This is a genomic window from Paenibacillus sp. OK076, assembly GCF_900110055.1.
In the GTDB taxonomy this organism is placed as follows: Bacteria; Bacillota; Bacilli; order Paenibacillales; family Paenibacillaceae; genus Paenibacillus.
On the sequence record NZ_FOCH01000012.1, the window covers coordinates 19583 to 38173 of the forward strand.

Annotated in this window: 17 protein-coding genes and 11 tRNA genes; 7 read left to right on the forward strand and 21 right to left on the reverse strand. The window is 49.1% G+C overall.

Going from position 1 to position 18591, the window contains the following annotated elements:
- The first annotated feature begins 38 nt into the window (after positions 1–38).
- From BMY78_RS31915 to BMY78_RS31925, 3 genes are read left to right on the forward strand one after another with little or no spacing between them, the layout of a single operon-like run.
- Positions 39–776 (forward strand): WecB/TagA/CpsF family glycosyltransferase, encoded by a 738-nt coding sequence (locus tag BMY78_RS31915; protein ID WP_090905401.1) that lies wholly within the window; start codon positions 39–41, stop codon positions 774–776.
- A gap of 24 nt (positions 777–800) precedes the next feature.
- Entirely contained in the window at positions 801–1346 is a 546-nt protein-coding gene (locus tag BMY78_RS31920; RefSeq protein ID WP_256222574.1) for an AAA family ATPase, read from the forward strand.
- Entirely contained in the window at positions 1343–2152 is an 810-nt protein-coding gene (locus tag BMY78_RS31925; protein WP_090905403.1) for a helix-turn-helix domain-containing protein, read from the forward strand. Before BMY78_RS31920 ends, BMY78_RS31925 begins: the two co-directional genes overlap by 4 nt.
- 63 nt (positions 2153–2215) lie before the next feature.
- Here the strand turns inward: BMY78_RS31925 and BMY78_RS31930 are convergent, their stop codons facing one another.
- On the reverse strand, positions 2216–2749 hold the full coding sequence (locus BMY78_RS31930) for an MOSC domain-containing protein (RefSeq protein WP_090905432.1): 534 nt from the start codon (positions 2747–2749) through the stop codon (positions 2216–2218).
- 264 nt (positions 2750–3013) lie between these two features.
- Between BMY78_RS31930 and BMY78_RS31935 the strand changes: the two genes are divergently transcribed.
- The 3 genes from BMY78_RS31935 (at position 3014) to BMY78_RS31945 (ending at position 4877) form a co-directional block, all read left to right on the forward strand.
- Positions 3014–3370 carry a DUF1304 domain-containing protein gene (locus BMY78_RS31935; protein ID WP_177185942.1) on the forward strand — a complete coding sequence of 119 codons (357 nt, stop codon included), beginning with the start codon at positions 3014–3016 and terminating at the stop codon, positions 3368–3370.
- Positions 3371–3488: 118 nt separating this feature from the next.
- Positions 3489–4289 (forward strand): DUF4261 domain-containing protein, encoded by an 801-nt coding sequence (locus tag BMY78_RS31940; RefSeq protein WP_090905407.1) that lies wholly within the window; start codon positions 3489–3491, stop codon positions 4287–4289.
- Between the two features lie 228 nt (positions 4290–4517).
- A complete protein-coding gene (locus tag BMY78_RS31945) occupies positions 4518–4877 on the forward strand; it encodes a hypothetical protein (protein ID WP_090905409.1) in 360 nt (119 codons plus the stop codon).
- Between the two features lie 153 nt (positions 4878–5030).
- On the opposite strand, the gene BMY78_RS31950 is transcribed toward BMY78_RS31945, so the two are convergent.
- Together BMY78_RS31950 and BMY78_RS31955 are read right to left on the reverse strand one after the other, a co-directional pair.
- A complete protein-coding gene (locus BMY78_RS31950; RefSeq protein WP_090905411.1) occupies positions 5031–5525 on the reverse strand; it encodes a GNAT family N-acetyltransferase in 495 nt (164 codons plus the stop codon).
- A complete protein-coding gene (locus tag BMY78_RS31955) occupies positions 5522–6031 on the reverse strand; it encodes a hypothetical protein (RefSeq protein ID WP_090905413.1) in 510 nt (169 codons plus the stop codon). Before BMY78_RS31955 ends, BMY78_RS31950 begins: the two co-directional genes overlap by 4 nt.
- A 274-nt stretch (positions 6032–6305) precedes the next feature.
- On the opposite strand from BMY78_RS31955, the gene BMY78_RS31960 reads away from it, so the two are divergent.
- Positions 6306–8285 (forward strand): methyl-accepting chemotaxis protein, encoded by a 1980-nt coding sequence (locus BMY78_RS31960; RefSeq protein ID WP_090905415.1) that lies wholly within the window; start codon positions 6306–6308, stop codon positions 8283–8285.
- A 122-nt stretch (positions 8286–8407) separates the two neighbouring features.
- On the opposite strand, the gene BMY78_RS31965 is transcribed toward BMY78_RS31960, so the two are convergent.
- The 18 genes from BMY78_RS31965 to BMY78_RS32050 form a co-directional block, all read right to left on the reverse strand.
- On the reverse strand, positions 8408–9436 hold the full coding sequence (locus BMY78_RS31965; RefSeq protein ID WP_090905417.1) for a LacI family DNA-binding transcriptional regulator: 1029 nt from the start codon (positions 9434–9436) through the stop codon (positions 8408–8410).
- A 107-nt stretch (positions 9437–9543) separates the two neighbouring features.
- Complete coding sequence (gene iolB, locus BMY78_RS31970) at positions 9544–10353, reverse strand: 5-deoxy-glucuronate isomerase (RefSeq protein WP_090905419.1); 810 nt, start codon at positions 10351–10353, stop codon at positions 9544–9546.
- Between the two features lie 82 nt (positions 10354–10435).
- The gene (iolG, locus tag BMY78_RS31975) at positions 10436–11488 is read right to left on the reverse strand and encodes an inositol 2-dehydrogenase (protein ID WP_090905421.1); all 1053 of its coding nucleotides are present in this window, start codon (positions 11486–11488) and stop codon (positions 10436–10438) included.
- Between the two features lie 70 nt (positions 11489–11558).
- A complete protein-coding gene (locus BMY78_RS31980; protein ID WP_305729145.1) occupies positions 11559–13034 on the reverse strand; it encodes a CoA-acylating methylmalonate-semialdehyde dehydrogenase in 1476 nt (491 codons plus the stop codon).
- Between the two features lie 81 nt (positions 13035–13115).
- Positions 13116–14126: a 5-dehydro-2-deoxygluconokinase gene (iolC, locus tag BMY78_RS31985; protein ID WP_064642883.1), complete on the reverse strand. Its 1011-nt coding sequence runs from the start codon at positions 14124–14126 to the stop codon at positions 13116–13118.
- 111 nt (positions 14127–14237) lie between these two features.
- Complete coding sequence (gene iolE / locus BMY78_RS31990; protein WP_090905423.1) at positions 14238–15140, reverse strand: myo-inosose-2 dehydratase; 903 nt, start codon at positions 15138–15140, stop codon at positions 14238–14240.
- Positions 15141–15319: 179 nt separating this feature from the next.
- The gene (iolD, locus tag BMY78_RS31995) at positions 15320–17185 is read right to left on the reverse strand and encodes a 3D-(3,5/4)-trihydroxycyclohexane-1,2-dione acylhydrolase (decyclizing) (RefSeq protein ID WP_090905425.1); all 1866 of its coding nucleotides are present in this window, start codon (positions 17183–17185) and stop codon (positions 15320–15322) included.
- Between the two features lie 319 nt (positions 17186–17504).
- Positions 17505–17575, reverse strand: a tRNA-Gly gene (locus BMY78_RS32000).
- Positions 17576–17584: 9 nt separating this feature from the next.
- Positions 17585–17658 (reverse strand) — tRNA-Pro (locus BMY78_RS32005).
- A 7-nt stretch (positions 17659–17665) separates the two neighbouring features.
- A tRNA-Leu gene (locus BMY78_RS32010) sits at positions 17666–17744 on the reverse strand.
- Between the two features lie 15 nt (positions 17745–17759).
- Positions 17760–17836: transfer RNA gene (locus tag BMY78_RS32015), tRNA-Arg, on the reverse strand.
- Between the two features lie 7 nt (positions 17837–17843).
- Positions 17844–17918 (reverse strand) — tRNA-Gly (locus BMY78_RS32020).
- A gap of 10 nt (positions 17919–17928) precedes the next feature.
- Positions 17929–18009, reverse strand: a tRNA-Leu gene (locus BMY78_RS32025).
- Between the two features lie 6 nt (positions 18010–18015).
- Positions 18016–18091: transfer RNA gene (locus tag BMY78_RS32030), tRNA-Lys, on the reverse strand.
- Positions 18092–18098: 7 nt separating this feature from the next.
- A tRNA-Tyr gene (locus BMY78_RS32035) sits at positions 18099–18184 on the reverse strand.
- 9 nt (positions 18185–18193) lie between these two features.
- Positions 18194–18269 (reverse strand) — tRNA-Thr (locus BMY78_RS32040).
- 18 nt (positions 18270–18287) lie between these two features.
- Positions 18288–18363, reverse strand: a tRNA-Phe gene (locus BMY78_RS32045).
- Positions 18364–18497: 134 nt separating this feature from the next.
- Positions 18498–18575 (reverse strand) — tRNA-Asp (locus tag BMY78_RS32050).
- Between the last annotated feature and the right edge of the window lie 16 nt (positions 18576–18591).

Below are 18591 nucleotides of genomic sequence, written 5' to 3' on the forward strand. Positions count from 1 at the left end.
GTAGGAACGAATAGATCGAGCTCGAAAGGAACAAATATATGAACCAAACAACAAATATTATGGGAATTCCTTTTCCCAATATAACTATGGATCAGACGGTTACGATTCTTGGTGATGTAGTCGATCAGAGACAATCCGAACTGTTCCATGTCATCACAGGCAATCCGGAAATCGTCATGTCCTGCCAGAAGGATCAGGCGCTTCGTTCGGTCGTGGATCAGGCAGGGCTTATTACCGCTGACGGCGCGGGCATTGTTATGGTATCCCGCTTTCGGGGTGGACAATTGACCGAACGGGTAACAGGTTGTGACCTGCTTTTTCGTTTGTTGGAGGAAGGACGCAGGAAGAATTGGTCCTTTTATATGCTCGGGGCAGAAGAAAGTGTCAGTAAGCGGGCTGTAGAAGTTATTACGCAAAACTATCCGGGCGTCATTGTTCATGGCAGACATCATGGATTTTTCACAACGGGCGAGGAGCAAAACATTGTAGAAGAGATTCACGAGGCACAACCTGATTTTCTTATCGTGGCCCTGGGAGCACCCCATGCTGAACACTGGATCAACAAATATCGCCATCAACTCAATGCTCGTGTAGCCATCGGAGTCGGGGGAAGCCTGGATATTCTGGCCGGCAAAACCAAACGAGCACCTGCCATATGGCAGAAGCTTAACTTGGAATGGCTTTATCGACTGCTCAGCCAGCCTTCCAGATGGCGCAGACAACTTATTTTGCCACGTTTCGCTGTTCGTGCGTTGCTGTTCAGGGAGCAAAGGTAAATAACAAAGGGGACTGGTTACGGAATGATCGGTGAACAATCCATGATCAAACTCAGGCCAAACAAAATACATATTATCGGCTCAGTCGGTAGCGGCAAGTCTACACTGGCCCGCCATTTATCCGCGAGGTTAGACCTTCCTTATTATGAGCTCGACAACATAGTGTGGCACCGTGTACCTCAAGGACAGGATATTCGCAATAGTCCGGAGACACGGGACACCCTTCTGCAAAAAGCTGTGGATTCCAATCAGTGGATTATTGAAGGTGTGCACTATAAATGGGTAGCAAGCAGTTTTGAGCAGGCTGATCTTATCGTCTATTTAAATACCCCCGTGTGGAAAAGGAATGTGCGCATTCTCAAACGTTTCACAGTACAGAAGCTCGGGCTGGAACAGGGAAATTACCGACAGACATTCACCATGCTCTGGAAGATGTATACATGGAGATATCATCATGACCGTAAGGAAAAGGCGCTAATCATGGCGTTTTTGCAGCCTCACCAACATAAATTGTGTATGGTTCGTAACGAAGCAGAATTGACTAGATACCTGGAGGAATCGACAAGATGAAACACGAGGATCATGCGATCAGACCCAGTATGGGTCTTCTGAAACTGGATGAGGGCGACAAAAGATATTGCCTGACACGGTATGCCCCTTCCGAGGCATTGAGTTCTTTGGTCAAGCATTTCTGGATCGTCTCCTGGGATCTTACCGGGCATGATCCTTATCCTCAACATGTGGTTCCCAATCCATGTGTCAATCTGGTGGTAGAGCGTGGAAACACCTTTTTCTTTGGTCCATCCGGACAGAAATTCTCCTATCTCGTCCGTGAAAAAGGAACCGTGTTTGGGGTGAAGTTTAAGCCTGGCGGATTCTATCCATTCATTCGTAATCCCGTCTCCACATTGTATGGGAACCCCTTGGATGTCTCTGGTGTGCTTGGTGTCGATGCTCCACTGCTCGAAGAACGTCTGCTCGGAGATGAAAGTGATGCGGACAAAGTCAGTTATATGGATCAGCTTCTCTGTAAACACCTCCCTCCTCCTGATGATCAAGCCATTCTGGTCAGCCAGATTGTGCTGTATATTGAACAGCATCGGGATATGTTAAGAGTCGATGACTTATCTGCCTCCTGGAAAATGCACACAAGAAAGCTCCAGCGCCTGTTCAATCAGTATGTGGGCATCAGCCCCAAAATGGTCATCAAACTCTACCGCCTGCAAAATGCTGCTGAGCTGATGGAGCGGGGTGTGAATTGCGATCTGGTTAAGCTGTCCCAGGACCTTGGATATCATGATCAGTCACATTTTATCAAAGACTTCAAGTCCATCATCGGCAGCACACCTGAAGATTACGTCCATTCCAGAGGATAAAGTGAGATGAACTGCAGTCGAAGCAAAGGACTAGACTGCAATGCAAAAACCTGTCCTGAAGCCTCAGGACAGGCGAACAACTTCGACGGTATCTCCGGTGGTGATGACGCCTTCACGCTCGACTGAGCAGACGATTCCGCGTTTTTTGCGGGCGGCTGGCACGAACTTTTTGCGCAACCCATCCTGCTCGTAGACTTGCTCAATGATTTTCCCTGGGTGTACACAAGGCAGATTCTCCCCTTCGCAGATCAGCCCGGTTCCATCCGGAAACAGAAGTCGGGTCCCGACAGGAAGCTCCGTCAACTTTTCAACACCACGGACAAATAGGTTGGCGCCGAGCCACTCCGGACGTACTTCAGGAATATTCATCTTCTGTGCTATGAGAGCACATTCCTCTTCCGAGACAATACTGATTTGCCTGCGATTTGCAACCGGCGTTCCCCGTTTGTATATTTTCTGGCGGGAGTCGGCTGGGCGCAACAGACCATAATGCCGGTCATTCGGAATTCCAGCGAGTTCAATATCAATAAAAGGTACGACTCGTGTAACAAATGTTGATGGATCATCCGCCAGCAGGACGAATTGAACGGTTCCCACACCCACGCTAATCCCCCTTTTCCATGAGTAATTTCATATTCTTTATTGTTCATTATTACCCAATGAATGGATTTTCGACAATCAGCGTATGTTTATCTTTGTACTTAATCCGTGGCGTCATTATTAATGAAAATCATGAATCCATAAACAATTCACACAATTAATTTGTGTAAAATTAAATTTATACTTTCAGTTCGGATGGTAAACATTTATACTGAGTAGGACAAGTAAATAAATGACATATAAGAAAGCAAGGTGTTTCTTTTGATTAGTATCATTTTCGTGGCTATTGTAGCCATCGAGCACTTCTACATCATGGTGATGGAGATGTTCCTGTGGACCCGTCCACGCACGATGAAAACGTTCGGTCTTACCCCTGAACTAGCCGAATCCACCAAGTCCATGGCAGCCAATCAAGGTCTGTACAATGGATTTTTGGCCGCAGGTTTGATCTGGGGACTCGTTTATCCGGATGCATCCGTCGGACAGCATATTCAGATCTTCTTCCTGGCATGTGTCATTATCGCCGCCCTGTACGGAGGTGTAACCGCTACTCGGTCCATCATTATCAAACAAGGGCTGCCTGCGATCATTGCATTACTTCTCGTTCTTTTCCTCTGATCACCTGATGGGCAGTACCATACCGGGATTCATTAAAAGCTCCAATGTGGTAAGGTATGGTTATAAAGGCATCGGATTATGCCTGATCATGTGATGGGTCTGGAAAGGAGAACGTTTCATGGGACTGTTTGACAAGCTTCGACGCCGCAAAAAGGAAAACGCGACCGCAGGTGGAGCCGTACATACTGCTCCATATAGTGAAACTATCGTCGGATTTGTTTTGCTGGAGCACGAAGATTGTAATTTTGATCACTTTATTAGCACGATGAAAAACGAGTGGAATATTGAGATTGAGGAACGTCCGGAGGAAGGCAATCTTTTTTTCGAAGTGAATGGAATGCAAGTCGTGTGTGCACATATTAATGCTCCAATTCCTGACCACGAAGTAGAGGAAAATGCCAAATTAAATGTGCTGTGGCGGGACGCAGTACAAGTCACTTCAAGACATCAATCTCAGATTATTGTCTCTGTACTGAATGCAACTGACGCCATACAGGCACATATTCTGTTCACCCAAACAGCGAGTGCTTTGCTCCAGCTTGACCATGCGCTGGCTATATATATGGCGCCACTGGTGGTGGAAGCAGGTCAGTACGTGGACATCAGTCGTGGAATCAAGGATGATGAACTGCCCGTCTCCCTCTGGATTTTCATCGGATTATTCCAAAGTCCTGAAGGCGCATCAGCCTATACTTATGGGCTACGCAACTTCGGGAAAGAGGAGATGGAAATCACTCAATCCGAAAAGCCCTTAAGTGAAGTATTTGAAATGATGTATATGACTGCGACTTATGTTGTTGAAAACGATGTAACTCTGCATGACGGCGAGACGATTGGCTTCTCCGCAGAACAAAAGCTGCCCATCAACCGCTCGGAAGGAATAGCGACAGAGGGCAGCAGCTTGAAGATTGGTTTTTAGACATTGTTAAGAGCCGTCCAGATTCTTCGTGACTGGGCGGCTTTTTATGTTTGATGTCTGGTTTAGCTCATCAACATTCGTTCCCTGAAACTGTATCTGCTAGGAGGACATAGTTCATAAGTATTAGAAAATAGTGAACTTTGTTTTCATCTCCGCAAATTGAGGGTATAATTAATAGGCCAATAGACTTATATAGTACATAATATTTTATCGCGAGGGAGTTGCCAAATGTCTGTAAAACGATTGAATTCACCTAAACCTATTATTGAAATAGTTTGGGAAGGGGTGGTTACTCCTGAACAGGTGGAACAAACAAATATTGAGATAAAAAAAATAGCGGAGCAATTGGGTAACTCATTTGATGTGCTGGTGGACATGCGCAATATGAAGGCATTTCCTCAGGATACAAAAGAGAAAATGGTGGAGCACCAGAAGCTGCTGGCACAGTGGGGCATGAAGCGTGCTAGTGTAGCGGTTGGCGGAGCGATTGCCAAAATGCAGCTAAACCGGATCTCCAAAGAATCGCAGCATCAGACCGAATTCCAGTGGGAAACATATGATGACGCTTTGGCATTTTTATTAAACTAATTAAAAAAGGGCTGTTATGTGAGCATAAAGGAAATACGGTGTGAGGAGCATGCAGTCATATCTTAAGGCGCTTCCCAGCAAATGAGGGGAACGCCTTTTGTATTTTCAAACTCTCCATATGAAATGAATATGTTTATCATGTTTGCGATAAGATCATGGGTTCATCACACACACCATCGTTACAGATGTGCCGCACATGCCCTGTTCGACGAATCCGAAACGCTGATAAAGCCGAATTGCTTCATTGTCCGGGTCAACACTGAGCGAAACGGCGTCAATTCCCCGCTTTCGAGCCTCTTCTAATGCCTCCTGAATGAGACGGGTACCTATTCCTTTGCCACGCGCTGTCTCAATCACGGCCATTCCCATCTCAGGTGTAGCCTCATTTACATAACCATATCCCGCATTCTGATCATTAAAAAACCGCAACGTAACCGAACCCATACGTTTGCCCTGAGAATCCACGGCGATAAATCCGAAATCTCCATCTCTCCCCCAGCCTTCAACGTACTTGGACATGCCGGGGCTATGAATGATCTCAGGATCAAAAGGCTCTTCGCCCTCCCGCTTGAACATGGATGCATACAACATCTCCCACAGAAAAGGGATATCCTGCTCCTCAATCGGACGTAATTGATACTCCGTCATTCCTTTCCCTCCTTCAAATTAGTAAATAGGCGTTCCATTTCACTTAAATTAAAATCATTGGTAATTTCATAATTTTCAAGCTTGTCTCTCGTTTTATATCCGCTATAGATAGAGACGGCATGTTCGTTATAAAACGTAATTCCAAAGCCTACTGTAAATTGATCTTCTTTCTTAGTCAAAATCTGCCAGTCATAGTAATACGGCTTCCCCTCGGATCGCCCTGAGATATCTGTTTCCGTTAGTCTTCTTAATTCGATATCCTTCGCAAGCTTCAACACCTTTCTAATCTCTTTGGGATCTTTAATAGTCACTTCTTTTTCATCGTATGGATCGGTGGTCGGTATTTTTTTGATAACCAGAATCTCCAGTGTATCCAGCATACTCATATGATCCGTGACTTCAGCTCGAAAGGTGGTATGTTGTCTCGAAATGTACATTGGTAACACAATAGCTGCAATCACGAGTAGAACAACCACACCAAGAATGGTTTTGGTTCTTTTTTTCATTAAGTCTCCTTTCACCGTTGGGTAAAACAGGGAATAAAATTTTCCATTATAAGTATAACATCTCATCCAAATATTGTTCTAGATCATTAAAATAACCCACTAAATACAAGTACTTTATAAAGAAAAAACCTCTTCATAATCCTTCATTTTAAATTTTATATAATGCTAACTAACTTGATAAATATCTATATTATTTTTTTGAAAAAAATGTCGATATACTACATAAGCTATCGGCTTTGCCTATACTAGCAGGACATCAAAGGGGGAGAATTGGATGAAACTTAAACCGAAATTAATGATGATGTTTCTGTCCGCTGTACTCATTACGGCGATTCCACTGGCAACACTAGGCTTATACCAAACAGAGAAACAAGCCACTCGTAATGTTGATTCCAAGTTAACTGGATTAATGTCCTCGGCGGCCAACGAACTGAATGGCTGGATCAGCAGTAATGCCAAAGTTGTGGAAACACTAGGGTTTGTGATTCAGGAAGGAATTCCGGCTGGACAACTGAACGAAGATTATTTTGACATCATGAAGCTGGGCAGTAACAAAGAGAGTCTATCGGATCTTTACTTTGGTTCAGAACAAGACGGTCATTTCATGAATGGTTCAGACTGGACACCTGATGCGGGGTATGATCCACGTCAGCGTCCTTGGTACCAGGAAGCGAAGCAGGCCGATCAACTGGTATTCTCTGATCCCTATCTGGATATGATGTCGAAGCAATATGCGGTGTCCATGGCGATGCCGGTCCTGAATAAAACGGGACAGCTGCAAGGCGTAGTGGCAGGGGATTTACTGCTCTCTACCCTTACGGATACGGTGGGGAAAATTAATCTGGACGGGCTAGGTTATACATTTTTAATCGATAAAAAAGGAATGCTTCTGGCTCACCCTGACGAGAAACAGGTGAATACCTCGGCATCTGACAATGCTGAATTAAAACCACTGCTGGCCGATATGCAGGCAAACCCGTCAGGGGAGAAGAATTTTAACTACAATGGTGAGAATTATCTGCTGTTCTATAATCAAATCCCCAGCACGGGCTGGGTAATCGGTTCAGTTATTTCCGAGAAATTAGCCTATTCAGAATACTATGAACTACGAAATAACTACATTCTGATTATCGCTGTTACGCTAATCGTTGTTATGGCGGCAGCATACTGGATTGCAACACTATTCATCAAACCACTGAAAAGCTTGGGGGCGACCTCCAGACTGATGTCGAGTGGTGACTTTACCGGTCGGGTGCAGATCAAAGGTAAAGATGAGTTCGCGGAGTTAGGTACGGCATTCAATCAGATGTCCACTCAACTCAGTTTGCTGCTGAAACAGGTCGCCTCCTCTGCTAACCGGGTGCAAAGCATCTCGGGTGAGATGGAAGAGCATACGGACAATACCAAACGTATTGCCGAACAGATCTCCATCGCCACAGATGAGCTCGCGCAAGGGTCAAGCAAACAGGCGGAATCGGTCTACGACGGTTCAAGTCAACTGTCCGAGATGAGTAATAGTGTTGGCGGCATTAACCGCAGTGTTGAACAATCGGTAACGATGATGCGAGAAGCAGGAGAAGCCATGCTTGCCGGATTGCAAGCCGTGGACCATCAGGTGGAACTTGCGGACAGCAATCGGAGTTCTATTGATCGGGTGGGTGAGTCGATCACGCTTTTGGCGGACAAGTCGCAGAAAATCGAGGATATTGTTGGCATGATTCGGGGCATCGCCTCCCAGACTAATCTGCTCGCCCTGAATGCTTCCATCGAAGCAGCCAGAGCGGGTGAACACGGACGCGGCTTTGCTGTCGTTGCCGAAGAAGTGCGGAAACTGGCCGAGCAGTCTTCGAACTCGGCACAGGATATCATTGTTCTGCTGGATGAGATTCAGGCGGCAAGTCGTCAAAGCGTGAGTGAAGTAACTTCGGCTGAACAAGGTGTTGAGCAGCAGGTAGCTGCTGTGCATGAGATGCGGGAGTCGTTTACCCGAATCAAACAATCCATTGACGGCATCGACAGCCAGCTTCAGTTGGTATCCTCTGCTACGACCGAGTTGGATGATAGCTCTGGTAAGATTGCCGAAGTGATTTCCAGTGTTGCAGCCATGTCGGAGCAGAGCGCGGCTTCCACGGAAGAGGTTGCTTCTTCCACGCAGGAACAGTTCAATTACATTACCAGCATCTCGGAACGTTCCAATGAGCTGGCGCAGCATGCCAATACGCTGTACGAGGAAGTGAAGAAGTTCAAGATTTAACTCAAACAAGCCGCGTTCACCCTTAGGGGCACGCGGCTTGTTTGGTATGAACGACGTATATATTTGTGGAAACTTGTATGCTTTTATTGTGTTGATCTTTCCTGAATCGTTGGAGTATCCGATTATGTGACTGTGTCCTCAGATTGAGCTGATACATTCCCTGTCGAGTCTCTAATGACCAATTCAGGCTTCAGGACAATTTTCTGCGGTGAATTTTCTTCATTTTTCAGCTCATCAATTAATAGATCAACGGCACGACGCCCCAGATCCTCAATAGGTTGGGCAACCGTCGTCAGAGGCGGACTGGTTACCGAAGCCAGAATCGTATTATCGAATCCGATGATGGATACATCTTCAGGCACACGCAGGCCTAACTCTTTGGCAGCCTGAAGCGCACCAATCGCCTGCATGTCGTTACAGCAGAAGATACCTGTGGCACGATTTTTTTCCGTGAGCAGCACGAGCGCCTCTTTTTTGGCTGAACCCAGATCGGCAGACGACTCTCTCACCCGATTGCCTTCAAGAGAATAACCCGCCTTCTCCAATGCTTCACGAAATCCGCGTACACGTTCCTGACTGCTGCTGACTTTGAACGGTTCCGATAGCACCGCTACGTGAGTATGACCCAATTCAAGCAGATGCTGTGCTGCCAAGGCGCCGCCAAGCCTGTCATCGATCGCAACGGTATGTACCGACAACGACGGCATATGACGGGCAATCAGAGCAACAGGTATCGACTGCTGCAGGAGTGGAGAGAGAATCTCGGCATTGTCGATACCTGTTCCGATCATCATGCCGTCGACCCTTTTTTGCTGAAGCAGATTCAAATACCGCTCTACCCGCTCGTCCTTATTGTCTGTGCTGCAAATCACGACGCTATAACCCAACTGCCGACTGCGATCTTCTACCGCTCTGGCCAGCTCGGCAAAATACGGATTGGAGATATCGGGCACGAGCAGCCCGAGCGTGTATGTCTGCTTACCCGTAAGTGCAGCAGCAATAGCGCTCGGCTGGTAGTGAAGCCGCTCCATGATCTCCATAATCTCGGCACGCCGCTTCTCGCTAATTTTACCTTTGCCGTTAATAACCTGTGAGACGGTTGCAATGGATACCCCCGCCTCGCGTGCGATATCATATATGGTTGCTTTCATTGTTATTATTTCCCCATTTGTGCTATATATAAATTCCCTTATATATAGGTAATCGTTATCTTCTCATTATGCAGGGGGAAGTCCGCATACGCAACTTGAAGCCGATACTACTTTTTATTCATCAGCCAATCATGGTCCGGGTCGTTATGGAACTTCCAGGTCCGGGTTGGTCCTGCCATCACATTCAGATAGTAGACCTCGTATCCCGGAGGAGCACCTACCGGATGGTATCCACACGGAACAAGCACAACTTCGCCGTTGTTCACTGCAATCGTCTCATCTACAGCTCGATCATCTGTGTATATCCTTTGGATGGCAAACCCCTGCTCAGGCTGCACTCGGAAATAATACGTCTCCTCTAGTAACGACTCATCAGGCAGTGCATCCCGGTCATGTTTATGCGGCGGGTAACTCGACCAATGTCCATCTGGCGTGAACACCTCAACGACGAGCAGACTGTCTGCTTCTTTTTGTTCCGGCAAAATGTTGTGAATCTGTCGTTCCAGATTGCCGTAACCACGCGTCTCAACACCTACATCTTCCGGGGCAATCAGACGAGCGGGATACGTGCCTTTACCTGGTGCCGCACATATGGCAATCTCCAATGCGGTATGAGCTGTTAACTCCACTCGATCTGAACTGGATACGTAAATCGAATACGGAGGAATTTTCTCAAAAACACTCATTCTTTTCCCGATTTTCTCCCACGTATATTCACGAGTACTTACATTCGCCAAGCCGCTGAGAAGCACAAGGCAGAGTTCCTGATCTCCACTCTCACGAGTTAGGGTCTGTCCCTCCGCAAGCTGCACCACCTGGAACCCAACATATTCCCATCCCGCAGACTCTGGCGTGACCGTCAACAACGTTCCGTCTGCTTTTGGATTCAACACAGGTTTTACTACGCGTTCTGACATGCTTCCTGCCACTCCTTCCGGTATTTATCCTTCATCCTGATGACTGTCTATTAGATGAAATGAATTTGTTATGAAAATGGCCCTACGGGGCAACCGTCTGCGATTCCACCGACATCCCCGGGACTTCCCGCAGCTTCACAGGTCTGCCTTGTTCCATGGACATGCGCGCGGCGAGTGCGATGCGTTCTGCCTGAACGGCATCATTCCCGTTTACGATGACAGGTGTATCGTTCCGAATCGCATCGATGAAAAGAGCTGTCTCCTGCACGTACGCTTCGTTGTATCGCTCCAGGAAAAAGTGCAGCGGCTTGTCGCGCATCAATCCGGTCGCTGTACTAATCTCTGCCGTATTCGGATGATCGTTCGCAGCTGCGGCGCTGCCCAACGAACCAAATACCTCGACTCGCTGATCGTATCCATATACCGCCTGGCGGCTGTTATCTATGACGCCAATTGCTCCATTTTCAAAACTCATCGTCACAATGGCCGTATCCACATCGCCGTGTTCGGCAAATACAGGATGAATCAGCACATTGCCCTGGGCATAGACTTCCTCCACCTCACTCCCGGACAGATACCGGGCCATGTCGAAATCATGGATCATCATATCCATGAAGATTCCGCCAGACACCCGAATGTACTCCGCTGGCGGCGGACTCGGGTCACGAGAAGTGATTTTGATAATATGCGGATCACCAATCGTTCCCTCCTGCACATGTGCACGTACCCGTTTGAAGTTATGGTCGAAGCGACGATTGAATCCAATTTGCAGCTTTACCCCTGCCTTCTGCACGGCTGCAACAGCTGCCTGAGTCTGATGAAGATCCATACTGACCGGCTTCTCGCAAAAAATGTGTTTGCCCGCCTGGGCTGCCTGTTCAATCAGGGGTACATGCGTATCTGTTGAGGAACAGATCAGTACTGCATCTACATTTGGCATGGCGATCAGCTGGCTGCTATCTGTCGTTACCACCGGAATACCACGGCTGGAAGCCCACGCCTCCAGCTCGGGTCCTGCAAACAAATCACTGATGCCAACAATCTCGGCATGCGGGTTGCGCAGGAGATTGTCCGCATGAATTTTACCAATCCGCCCAGCGCCGATGATGCCTATTCTCACTTTATCCTTGCCCATTCCGTTATCCTCCCTGTATGTGTCCATGTGGACTCAACGTTCTTCCATTGGCTGGGTATGCCCTGAGTGACTACCAGCGGGCAGTAACCATCTTTTTGCGAGTATAAAATTCAACGCCGTCTGTACCGTTGGCATGCAAATCACCGTAGAAGGACTTCTTCCAGCCGGAAAAAGGGAAAAATGCCATTGGCGCAGGTACGCCCAGGTTAATGCCCAGCATGCCTGCATCAATCGTTTCACGGAATTGGCGCATGCTTGCTCCACTGCGGGTGAACAGGCAAGCTCCGTTAGCAAAGTCGGAACGGTTGGCCAGTTCCACTGCTTCCTCCAGCGTAGCCACTCTCGCTACCGAGAGCACCGGTGCAAAAATCTCGTCCTTCCAGATCTTCATGGTGCTCTGCACCTCATCAAATACTGTCGGACCAACGAAATAACCGGACTTGCCTGTCGCTTCATCTTTACGACCATCCCGGATCAGAGCAGCGCCTTCCTGTTCTCCGGATTCAATGTAACTAAGTGTACGTTCCTTATGTGGGCCACGAATGACAGGACCCAGGAATACCCCTTCATCCATGCCGTTACCAATGGTGATGCGATCTGCCGCTTCGACCAGCTTTTGCACCAACGTGTCAGCAACATCGCCCACGGCGACAACAACCGAGCAGGCCATACAGCGTTCTCCGGCTGAGCCGAAGGCCGCACTGGTGATTTCTTTCACCGTCAATTCGAGATCGGCATCCGGCATAACGATCGAGTGATTTTTGGCACCAGCAAGCGCCTGTACCCGTTTGCCATGTGCGGATGCGGTAGTGTATACATATTCAGCCACAGGCTGTGATCCGACAAAAGAGATCGCTTGAACATCCTTGTGTTCAAGCAGGCCATTCACGACGTCATGCGCACCGTGAACGATATTGAGCACGCCGTCCGGAAGCCCTGCTTCCTTGAACAGCTCGGCCAGACGACCTGCCAGCAGCGGTGTGCGCTCCGACGGCTTCAGGACAAAGGTGTTGCCGCACGCAATCGCCAGCGGGAACATCCAGCACGGTACCATCATCGGGAAGTTGAAGGGGGTTATTCCCCCAATAACACCGATCGGGTACCGATACATGCCTGACTCCAGCCCCGTGGCGATGTCGGGCAGCTGTTTGCCCATCATCAGGTTCGGGGCGCCTGCCGCGAATTCGACGCATTCAATGCCGCGCTGCACTTCGCCGTAAGCTTCCGCGTAGCTTTTACCGTTCTCCAGCGTAACCAGCCGTGCGAGTTCTTCCCAGTGCTCCACCAGCAGCTGCTGGTAGCGGAACAGAATCCGTGCACGGCGGGGAACCGGTGTGCCACTCCAGGACGGGAATGCCTCCCGTGCCGTCTGGACGGCCAAATCCACATCCGCCTGTTCAGACAGCGGAACGTGTGCAATGACCTCTTCCGTAGCCGGATTTACGACCGGCTCCGTACGGGTTGCCGCCGGGGTCACCCAGGCACCCCCGATCCAGTTTTGAACCATTGTCGCTGTTGCTGACGCTTCCGAAATTCCTTTTCCCATAGCCCTGTCTCCCTTCGCTTATATGTGCGTTGCGTCGAATCACTCCATGTACTCCATGTACTCCAAGTACTTCAACACGCTTCAAGACACCGTAATTTCGCCCCGATTGCAGCGTTCGATATAGTCATTCACTTGTTCCACCGTTGGCATCGCATCCGAGCAGCTATGGCTGGAGATAACGATACACGCAGCCGCACTGCCAAACGCCATGCTGCGTTCAATCGTCCATCCCTGCATCAACCCATACAGGAATCCCGCCGCATAGGAATCACCTGCTCCAAACGTCTTCACCACACGCGCAGGGTAGCTGTCCGCTTGATGAGATAGCCCTTCACCGGTATAGGCAATGGAGCCTTCCTTGCCATGTTTGATGACGACAATTTTAGCTGAGAAGTCAAACCATTTTTGCGCGGTCACCTGATCGCTATGGTCTGGATTATGGTCAAACGTCTCCATCATGTCGAACTCTTCACGTGTGCCCAGGATGATATCGCATTTCTCGGCTGCGAGGTTATAATAGACCGCCGTCTCTTCGGCTGATGTCCATGTGTAAGGACGATAGTCCAGATCAAACACAATGATTGTGCCATGCTTTTTCGCATATGCCAGTGCCTGGAATACCGCTTCACGTGATGGACTCTGGGCGAGGGCAGTACCTGAGATCAGCAGCACTTTGGAGTCGGCAATCAGCTGCTCCTGAACCTCTCTCGACTGCAATAGCAGATCAGCCACATGGTCACGGTACATTAGGATGCTGCAATCAGTTGGACTTTTGATCTCGGTAAAAGCAAGTCCTGTCACCGCTCCGGTATCGTCCGTTACCACATTTGACGTATCGATCCCGTTCCGCTCCAGATAACTGTTGATGAACCTGCCCATCTGGTCATTCGCGATTTTGCCGATAAATGCCGTTTCCATACCGAGCCTGGACATGCCAATCGTGATATTAGCCGGAGATCCGCCCACATATTTCGTAAAGGTCATCGTCTCTTCCATCGGGCGATTGATCTCATTGGCATTCAAGTCGATGCACAGACGGCCAATCGCGGTGAAATCCATCTTCCTGGAATCAGGAAAGGATACGTAAGTCATTGTATTTGAACCCCTTTCTGTAATGGGATTTGGAATGATACATTCATCAAACTCACACTCATAATCCGGTTTACCTCATGGTATGGCTCTCTCCCGATGGCCATGGCTTTATCAGCTGTGCTGGTATAAGGTCTCCATATATTGCAACGATCGCCGCGCATACTCATACGGATTATGAATCGCAGGGTCCTGTTCCCCTTCAAGCATCGCCCAGCCATCATACCCCCGTGTGACCAACTCCTGCAGAATCGGTGCAAAATCAATACAACCATCTCCGGGAACCGTAAAAACCCCTTTACGAATACAGCCTACAAAATCAGACTGTTCCGCCCGTGCTTCCTCCAGCACTTGAGGACGAATATCCTTCAGATGAATATAGGCAATCCGATCATAATGCTTGCGTAGGAGAGCTAACGGGTCGGCTCCGCCATAGTAAGCATGACCTGTGTCATAGAGCAAATAAACAAGAGATGGGTCAGTCAGTTCCATCAATTTATCGATCTCATCCGGCTGCTCAACAACGGTACCACCATGATGATGGTACGTCAGCTTCAACCCGTGCTCACGGGCGATGGCACCTGCTTCGTTCAGCCCCTCAGTAAGGATGTGCCATTCTGATTCACGGAGTCTCAGTACTTCTTTCTCATGCGGTGTCCGCCTTGGATCGAAATGCAGGGAACCGCCTACTTCCGCTGTGCTAATCACCTTGCTGCCCATCGATTGCAGAAACTCCGCGTGTCTGCGATAGCTGTCCAGTTCAGACTGACGATATGCCGGGTCGGAGAACAATACCGATTTCCACTGGGAAACGAGGCGGATGTTGCGCTTGCCCAGCTCCTCCCGCAATGTGTCTGGATCCGTGGGATATTTGCGTCCCATCTCCGTACCTGTCAGACCAAGTCGCTGAATGTCATCCAGAATCTGTTCACATGTTGTTGCATCACCATGCTCCTTTACATCCTCTCCGACCCAGTTGATCGGATGAATCCCGAGCTGAAATGGCAGCTTGTTCATGGCTCCACGTCTCCTTTTGTGGTTCAACATTTTTGCATCATTCGATGTAACTCTTTGCTGGGTGAAAATATTTAGAGGAAGAAGCACCCTGATTCATACAACATATATACGCGTGAAGCATTCCCCTCTGAATCATGCAGATGTGAAAGACACTCTTTGAATTTATGCAAAAAGGTCTATTAAACGAGTCTAACTTTGGCACGGTTTGCCTGCATGGCGTGGTGAGCCGTTACCACCTTTTCCTCGTTGGATACTTCTGGCACGCCCACATTCCACCAGGACTCATATCCGCCTGCATTGGTTCCGGGTACGACTGGAATTTCGATCAGTGTAGTCACGGTCTCATTCCGGGCATCTCTGATCGCCTGCTCCAATTGTTCCGCCGTCTCTGCCTTATAGGCTTTGGCTCCAAGGCTGCGGGCATGGGCTGCAAAATCCATAGGCATGTAATCCCCGGTCAGTCGTCCGCTCTCCGATTCCCGATAGCGAAACTCATTACCGAAGCCGTCACTTCCGTGCTCCCGTTGCAAATTATGAATACACTGAAATCCATTGTTGTTGAATAGTAAAATGGTCATCTTCTTCTGTTCCTGTAAGCTAGTCACCAGTTCAGAATGCAGCATTAGGTAACTACCATCACCCACCATGGCATACACTTCACGCTCCGGCTCTGCAAGAGCTGCCCCGAATGCCCCGCTTACCTCATAGCCCATACAGGAGAAGCCGTACTCCATGTGGTATGTTTTGGGTGCAGAAGCGCGCCACAGACGGTGTAAGTCTCCAGGCAAACTTCCCGCCGCACAAACAATAACGGAAGAAGGGTCAATGGTCCGATTAATAACACCGACCGCGGTTGTCTGTGCCAGTCCTGCCTCATGCTGCAGTTCGTAGAGTCGATCTACCTCGGCGTTCCACTCATCCCGCAGATTGGCGATCTCGGATGTGCCGTATCCACTGTGGTACTGCCGTCCCTTTAAAGCCGTTTGCAAAGCTTGCAGACCTTCCCGTGCATCCGCCAGAATCGCTTCGCCACCCAATTTGGCGGCATCCATGCCGTTCAGGTTAATATTGATGAATGCCACTTCGGGATGCTGAAAAGCAGACCGGGACGCCGTCGTAAAATCCGAGAACCGGGTGCCGACGCCGATTACCACATCCGCTTCTCTGGCAAGCCTATTGGCAGCCAGCGAGCCGGTCACGCCGATAGCTCCCACATAAAGTGGGTGGTCCCACGCCAAGGCACTCTTGCCAGCCTGCGTCTCGGCAACCGGAATGCCAAATGCCTCGGCGAATTCAGCCAGCTGTGTGGATGCCTCGGCATACAACACACCGCCGCCTGCTACGATCAGCGGCTTCCTGCCACGGGCAATCTGCTGCGCTGCCCGTTCAATTGCTGCCTGGACCGGAGGACGACGGTCCAGGTAATGCACCTTGCGGGCGAAGAACGATTCAGGGTAATCGTACGCCTCTGCCTGCACATCCTGCGGCAGCGCCAGCGTTACCGCGCCCGTCTCCGCCGGGTCCGTCAGCACGCGCATCGCCTGCGTGGCGGCAATCATCAGCTGTTCGGGACGTACGATGCGATCCCAGTATTTGCTGACCGCTTTGAACGGGTCAGTAGCTGAAATCGTATAATCGCCGCTTACCTCCAGTTGTTGCAACACGGGATCTGGCTCACGCGTGGCAAAGTTATCACCCGGAAGCAGTAAAACGGGTATCCGATTGACCGTTGCGGTTGCCGCTGCGGTAATCATGTTCAGTGCTCCTGGTCCGATCGACGTTGTGCAGGCATAAATCTGTCTACGGTTCTTCTGCTTGGCATAGGCTGCTGCCGTATGTACCATGCCTTGTTCATTTTTACCCTGCATATACGTCAGGCTTCCGGAACTACGCTCCAGCGCCTCTCCAATACCAGTTACGTTGCCGTGACCAAAAATGCCGATAACGCCTTTCACAAACTTGGTTTCCACCCCATCAACGGAAATATATTGCTGATCCAGATATCGGAGCAGTGCTTGAGCCATCGTCAGTCTAATGGTTGTCATGGAATGATCATCTCCCTTCCCTTTACGGGTTAAGCGCTTAATCTAAGTTAAGTTTAAGCGCCTTACCCCTGAAGGTTAAGCGCTTAATTCATATAGTATTACAGGCTGAAGGATTAGGCAAGATATTTTTGTAAGCGTTTTACAAAATGCAAATAAACATAGCTATACCACTGTAGTATTGTGTATTATCCCACTGTTGATAAAGCTATGATCCGAGAAGTTACTATCATGGGAGTACGTGTTCCGAGGATGATGGAGACGTCAAAAAAATACAAAAAAAGAGATGGCAGAAGCCATCTCTCTTTTTGTATTTCTATGAAGCGGGTGATGGGAATCGAACCCACGCTATTAGCTTGGAAGGCTAAAGTTCTACCATTGAACTACACCCGCATGTAAAAATCGGGATGACACGATTTGAACATGCGACCCCCTGGTCCCAAACCAGGTGCTCTACCAAGCTGAGCTACATCCCGTTATCTATACCGGCGAGAGGACTCGAACCTCCACGGTTTCCCACTCGATTTTGAGTCGAGCGCGTCTGCCATTCCGCCACGCCGGCATATGAAGTTATAAATGGCGCGCCCTGAGAGATTCGAACTCCCGGCCTTTTGATTCGTAGTCAAACGCTCTATCCAGCTGAGCTAAGGGCGCAAAATATTGGAGCGGACGACGGGAATCGAACCCGCGACCCTCGCCTTGGCAAGGCGATGCTCTACCGCTGAGCCACGTCCGCTTATAAAGGATGCGCGTGGAGGGACTTGAACCCCCACGTCAAAGACGCTAGATCCTAAGTCTAGTGCGTCTGCCAATTCCGCCACACGCGCATATGATGGTGAGTCATGAAGGGCTCGAACCTTCGACACCCTGATTAAAAGTCAGGTGCTCTACCAACTGAGCTAATGACTCGAAAAACTGGTGGAGGATGATGGATTCGAACCACCGAACCCGTACGGGAGCAGATTTACAGTCTGATGCGTTTGGCCGCTTCGCTAATCCTCCAGGATTACATGGTGCCGGCGAGAGGACTTGAACCCCCAACCTACTGATTACAAGTCAGTTGCTCTACCAGTTGAGCTACACCGGCATATTAAGTTGTGATAAATGGTGGCTCGGGACGGAATCGAACCGCCGACACGAGGATTTTCAGTCCTCTGCTCTACCGACTGAGCTACCGAGCCACAATAAAGTTTTAAATTAATGGCGGAACCGACGGGATACTCTCACTTCGTTCGAGACTGCGAAGCTGATGCTCTCGAAGTGTATGCTCCGACGAACCCAAAAACGGATTCTCATCCCTGAAGCAAAATTAAGATGGCGGAACCGACGGGATTCGAACCCGCGATCTCCTGCGTGACAGGCAGGCATGTTAGGCCAACTACACCACGGTTCCAGATCACTTTCTTGAT

Excerpts from the sequence above, each read along its gene's own strand:
- iolG (WP_090905421.1), bottom strand. The coding sequence starts at position 11,488 with ATGGGCAAGGATAAAGTGAGAATAGGCATCATCGGCGCTGGGCGGATT.
- iolD (WP_090905425.1), bottom strand. The coding sequence starts at position 17,185 with ATGACAACCATTAGACTGACGATGGCTCAAGCACTGCTCCGATATCTG.
- BMY78_RS31920 (WP_256222574.1), top strand. The coding sequence starts at position 801 with ATGATCGGTGAACAATCCATGATCAAACTCAGGCCAAACAAAATACAT.
- BMY78_RS31960 (WP_090905415.1), top strand. The coding sequence starts at position 6,306 with ATGAAACTTAAACCGAAATTAATGATGATGTTTCTGTCCGCTGTACTC.
- iolB (WP_090905419.1), bottom strand. The coding sequence starts at position 10,353 with ATGTCAGAACGCGTAGTAAAACCTGTGTTGAATCCAAAAGCAGACGGA.
- BMY78_RS31965 (WP_090905417.1), bottom strand. The coding sequence starts at position 9,436 with ATGAAAGCAACCATATATGATATCGCACGCGAGGCGGGGGTATCCATT.
- BMY78_RS31945 (WP_090905409.1), top strand. The coding sequence starts at position 4,518 with ATGTCTGTAAAACGATTGAATTCACCTAAACCTATTATTGAAATAGTT.
- BMY78_RS31980 (WP_305729145.1), bottom strand. The coding sequence starts at position 13,034 with ATGGGAAAAGGAATTTCGGAAGCGTCAGCAACAGCGACAATGGTTCAA.
- BMY78_RS31950 (WP_090905411.1), bottom strand. The coding sequence starts at position 5,525 with ATGACGGAGTATCAATTACGTCCGATTGAGGAGCAGGATATCCCTTTT.
- BMY78_RS31955 (WP_090905413.1), bottom strand. The coding sequence starts at position 6,031 with ATGAAAAAAAGAACCAAAACCATTCTTGGTGTGGTTGTTCTACTCGTG.
- BMY78_RS31940 (WP_090905407.1), top strand. The coding sequence starts at position 3,489 with ATGGGACTGTTTGACAAGCTTCGACGCCGCAAAAAGGAAAACGCGACC.
- iolE (WP_090905423.1), bottom strand. The coding sequence starts at position 15,140 with ATGAACAAGCTGCCATTTCAGCTCGGGATTCATCCGATCAACTGGGTC.
- iolC (WP_064642883.1), bottom strand. The coding sequence starts at position 14,126 with ATGACTTACGTATCCTTTCCTGATTCCAGGAAGATGGATTTCACCGCG.
- BMY78_RS31915 (WP_090905401.1), top strand. The coding sequence starts at position 39 with ATGAACCAAACAACAAATATTATGGGAATTCCTTTTCCCAATATAACT.
- BMY78_RS31925 (WP_090905403.1), top strand. The coding sequence starts at position 1,343 with ATGAAACACGAGGATCATGCGATCAGACCCAGTATGGGTCTTCTGAAA.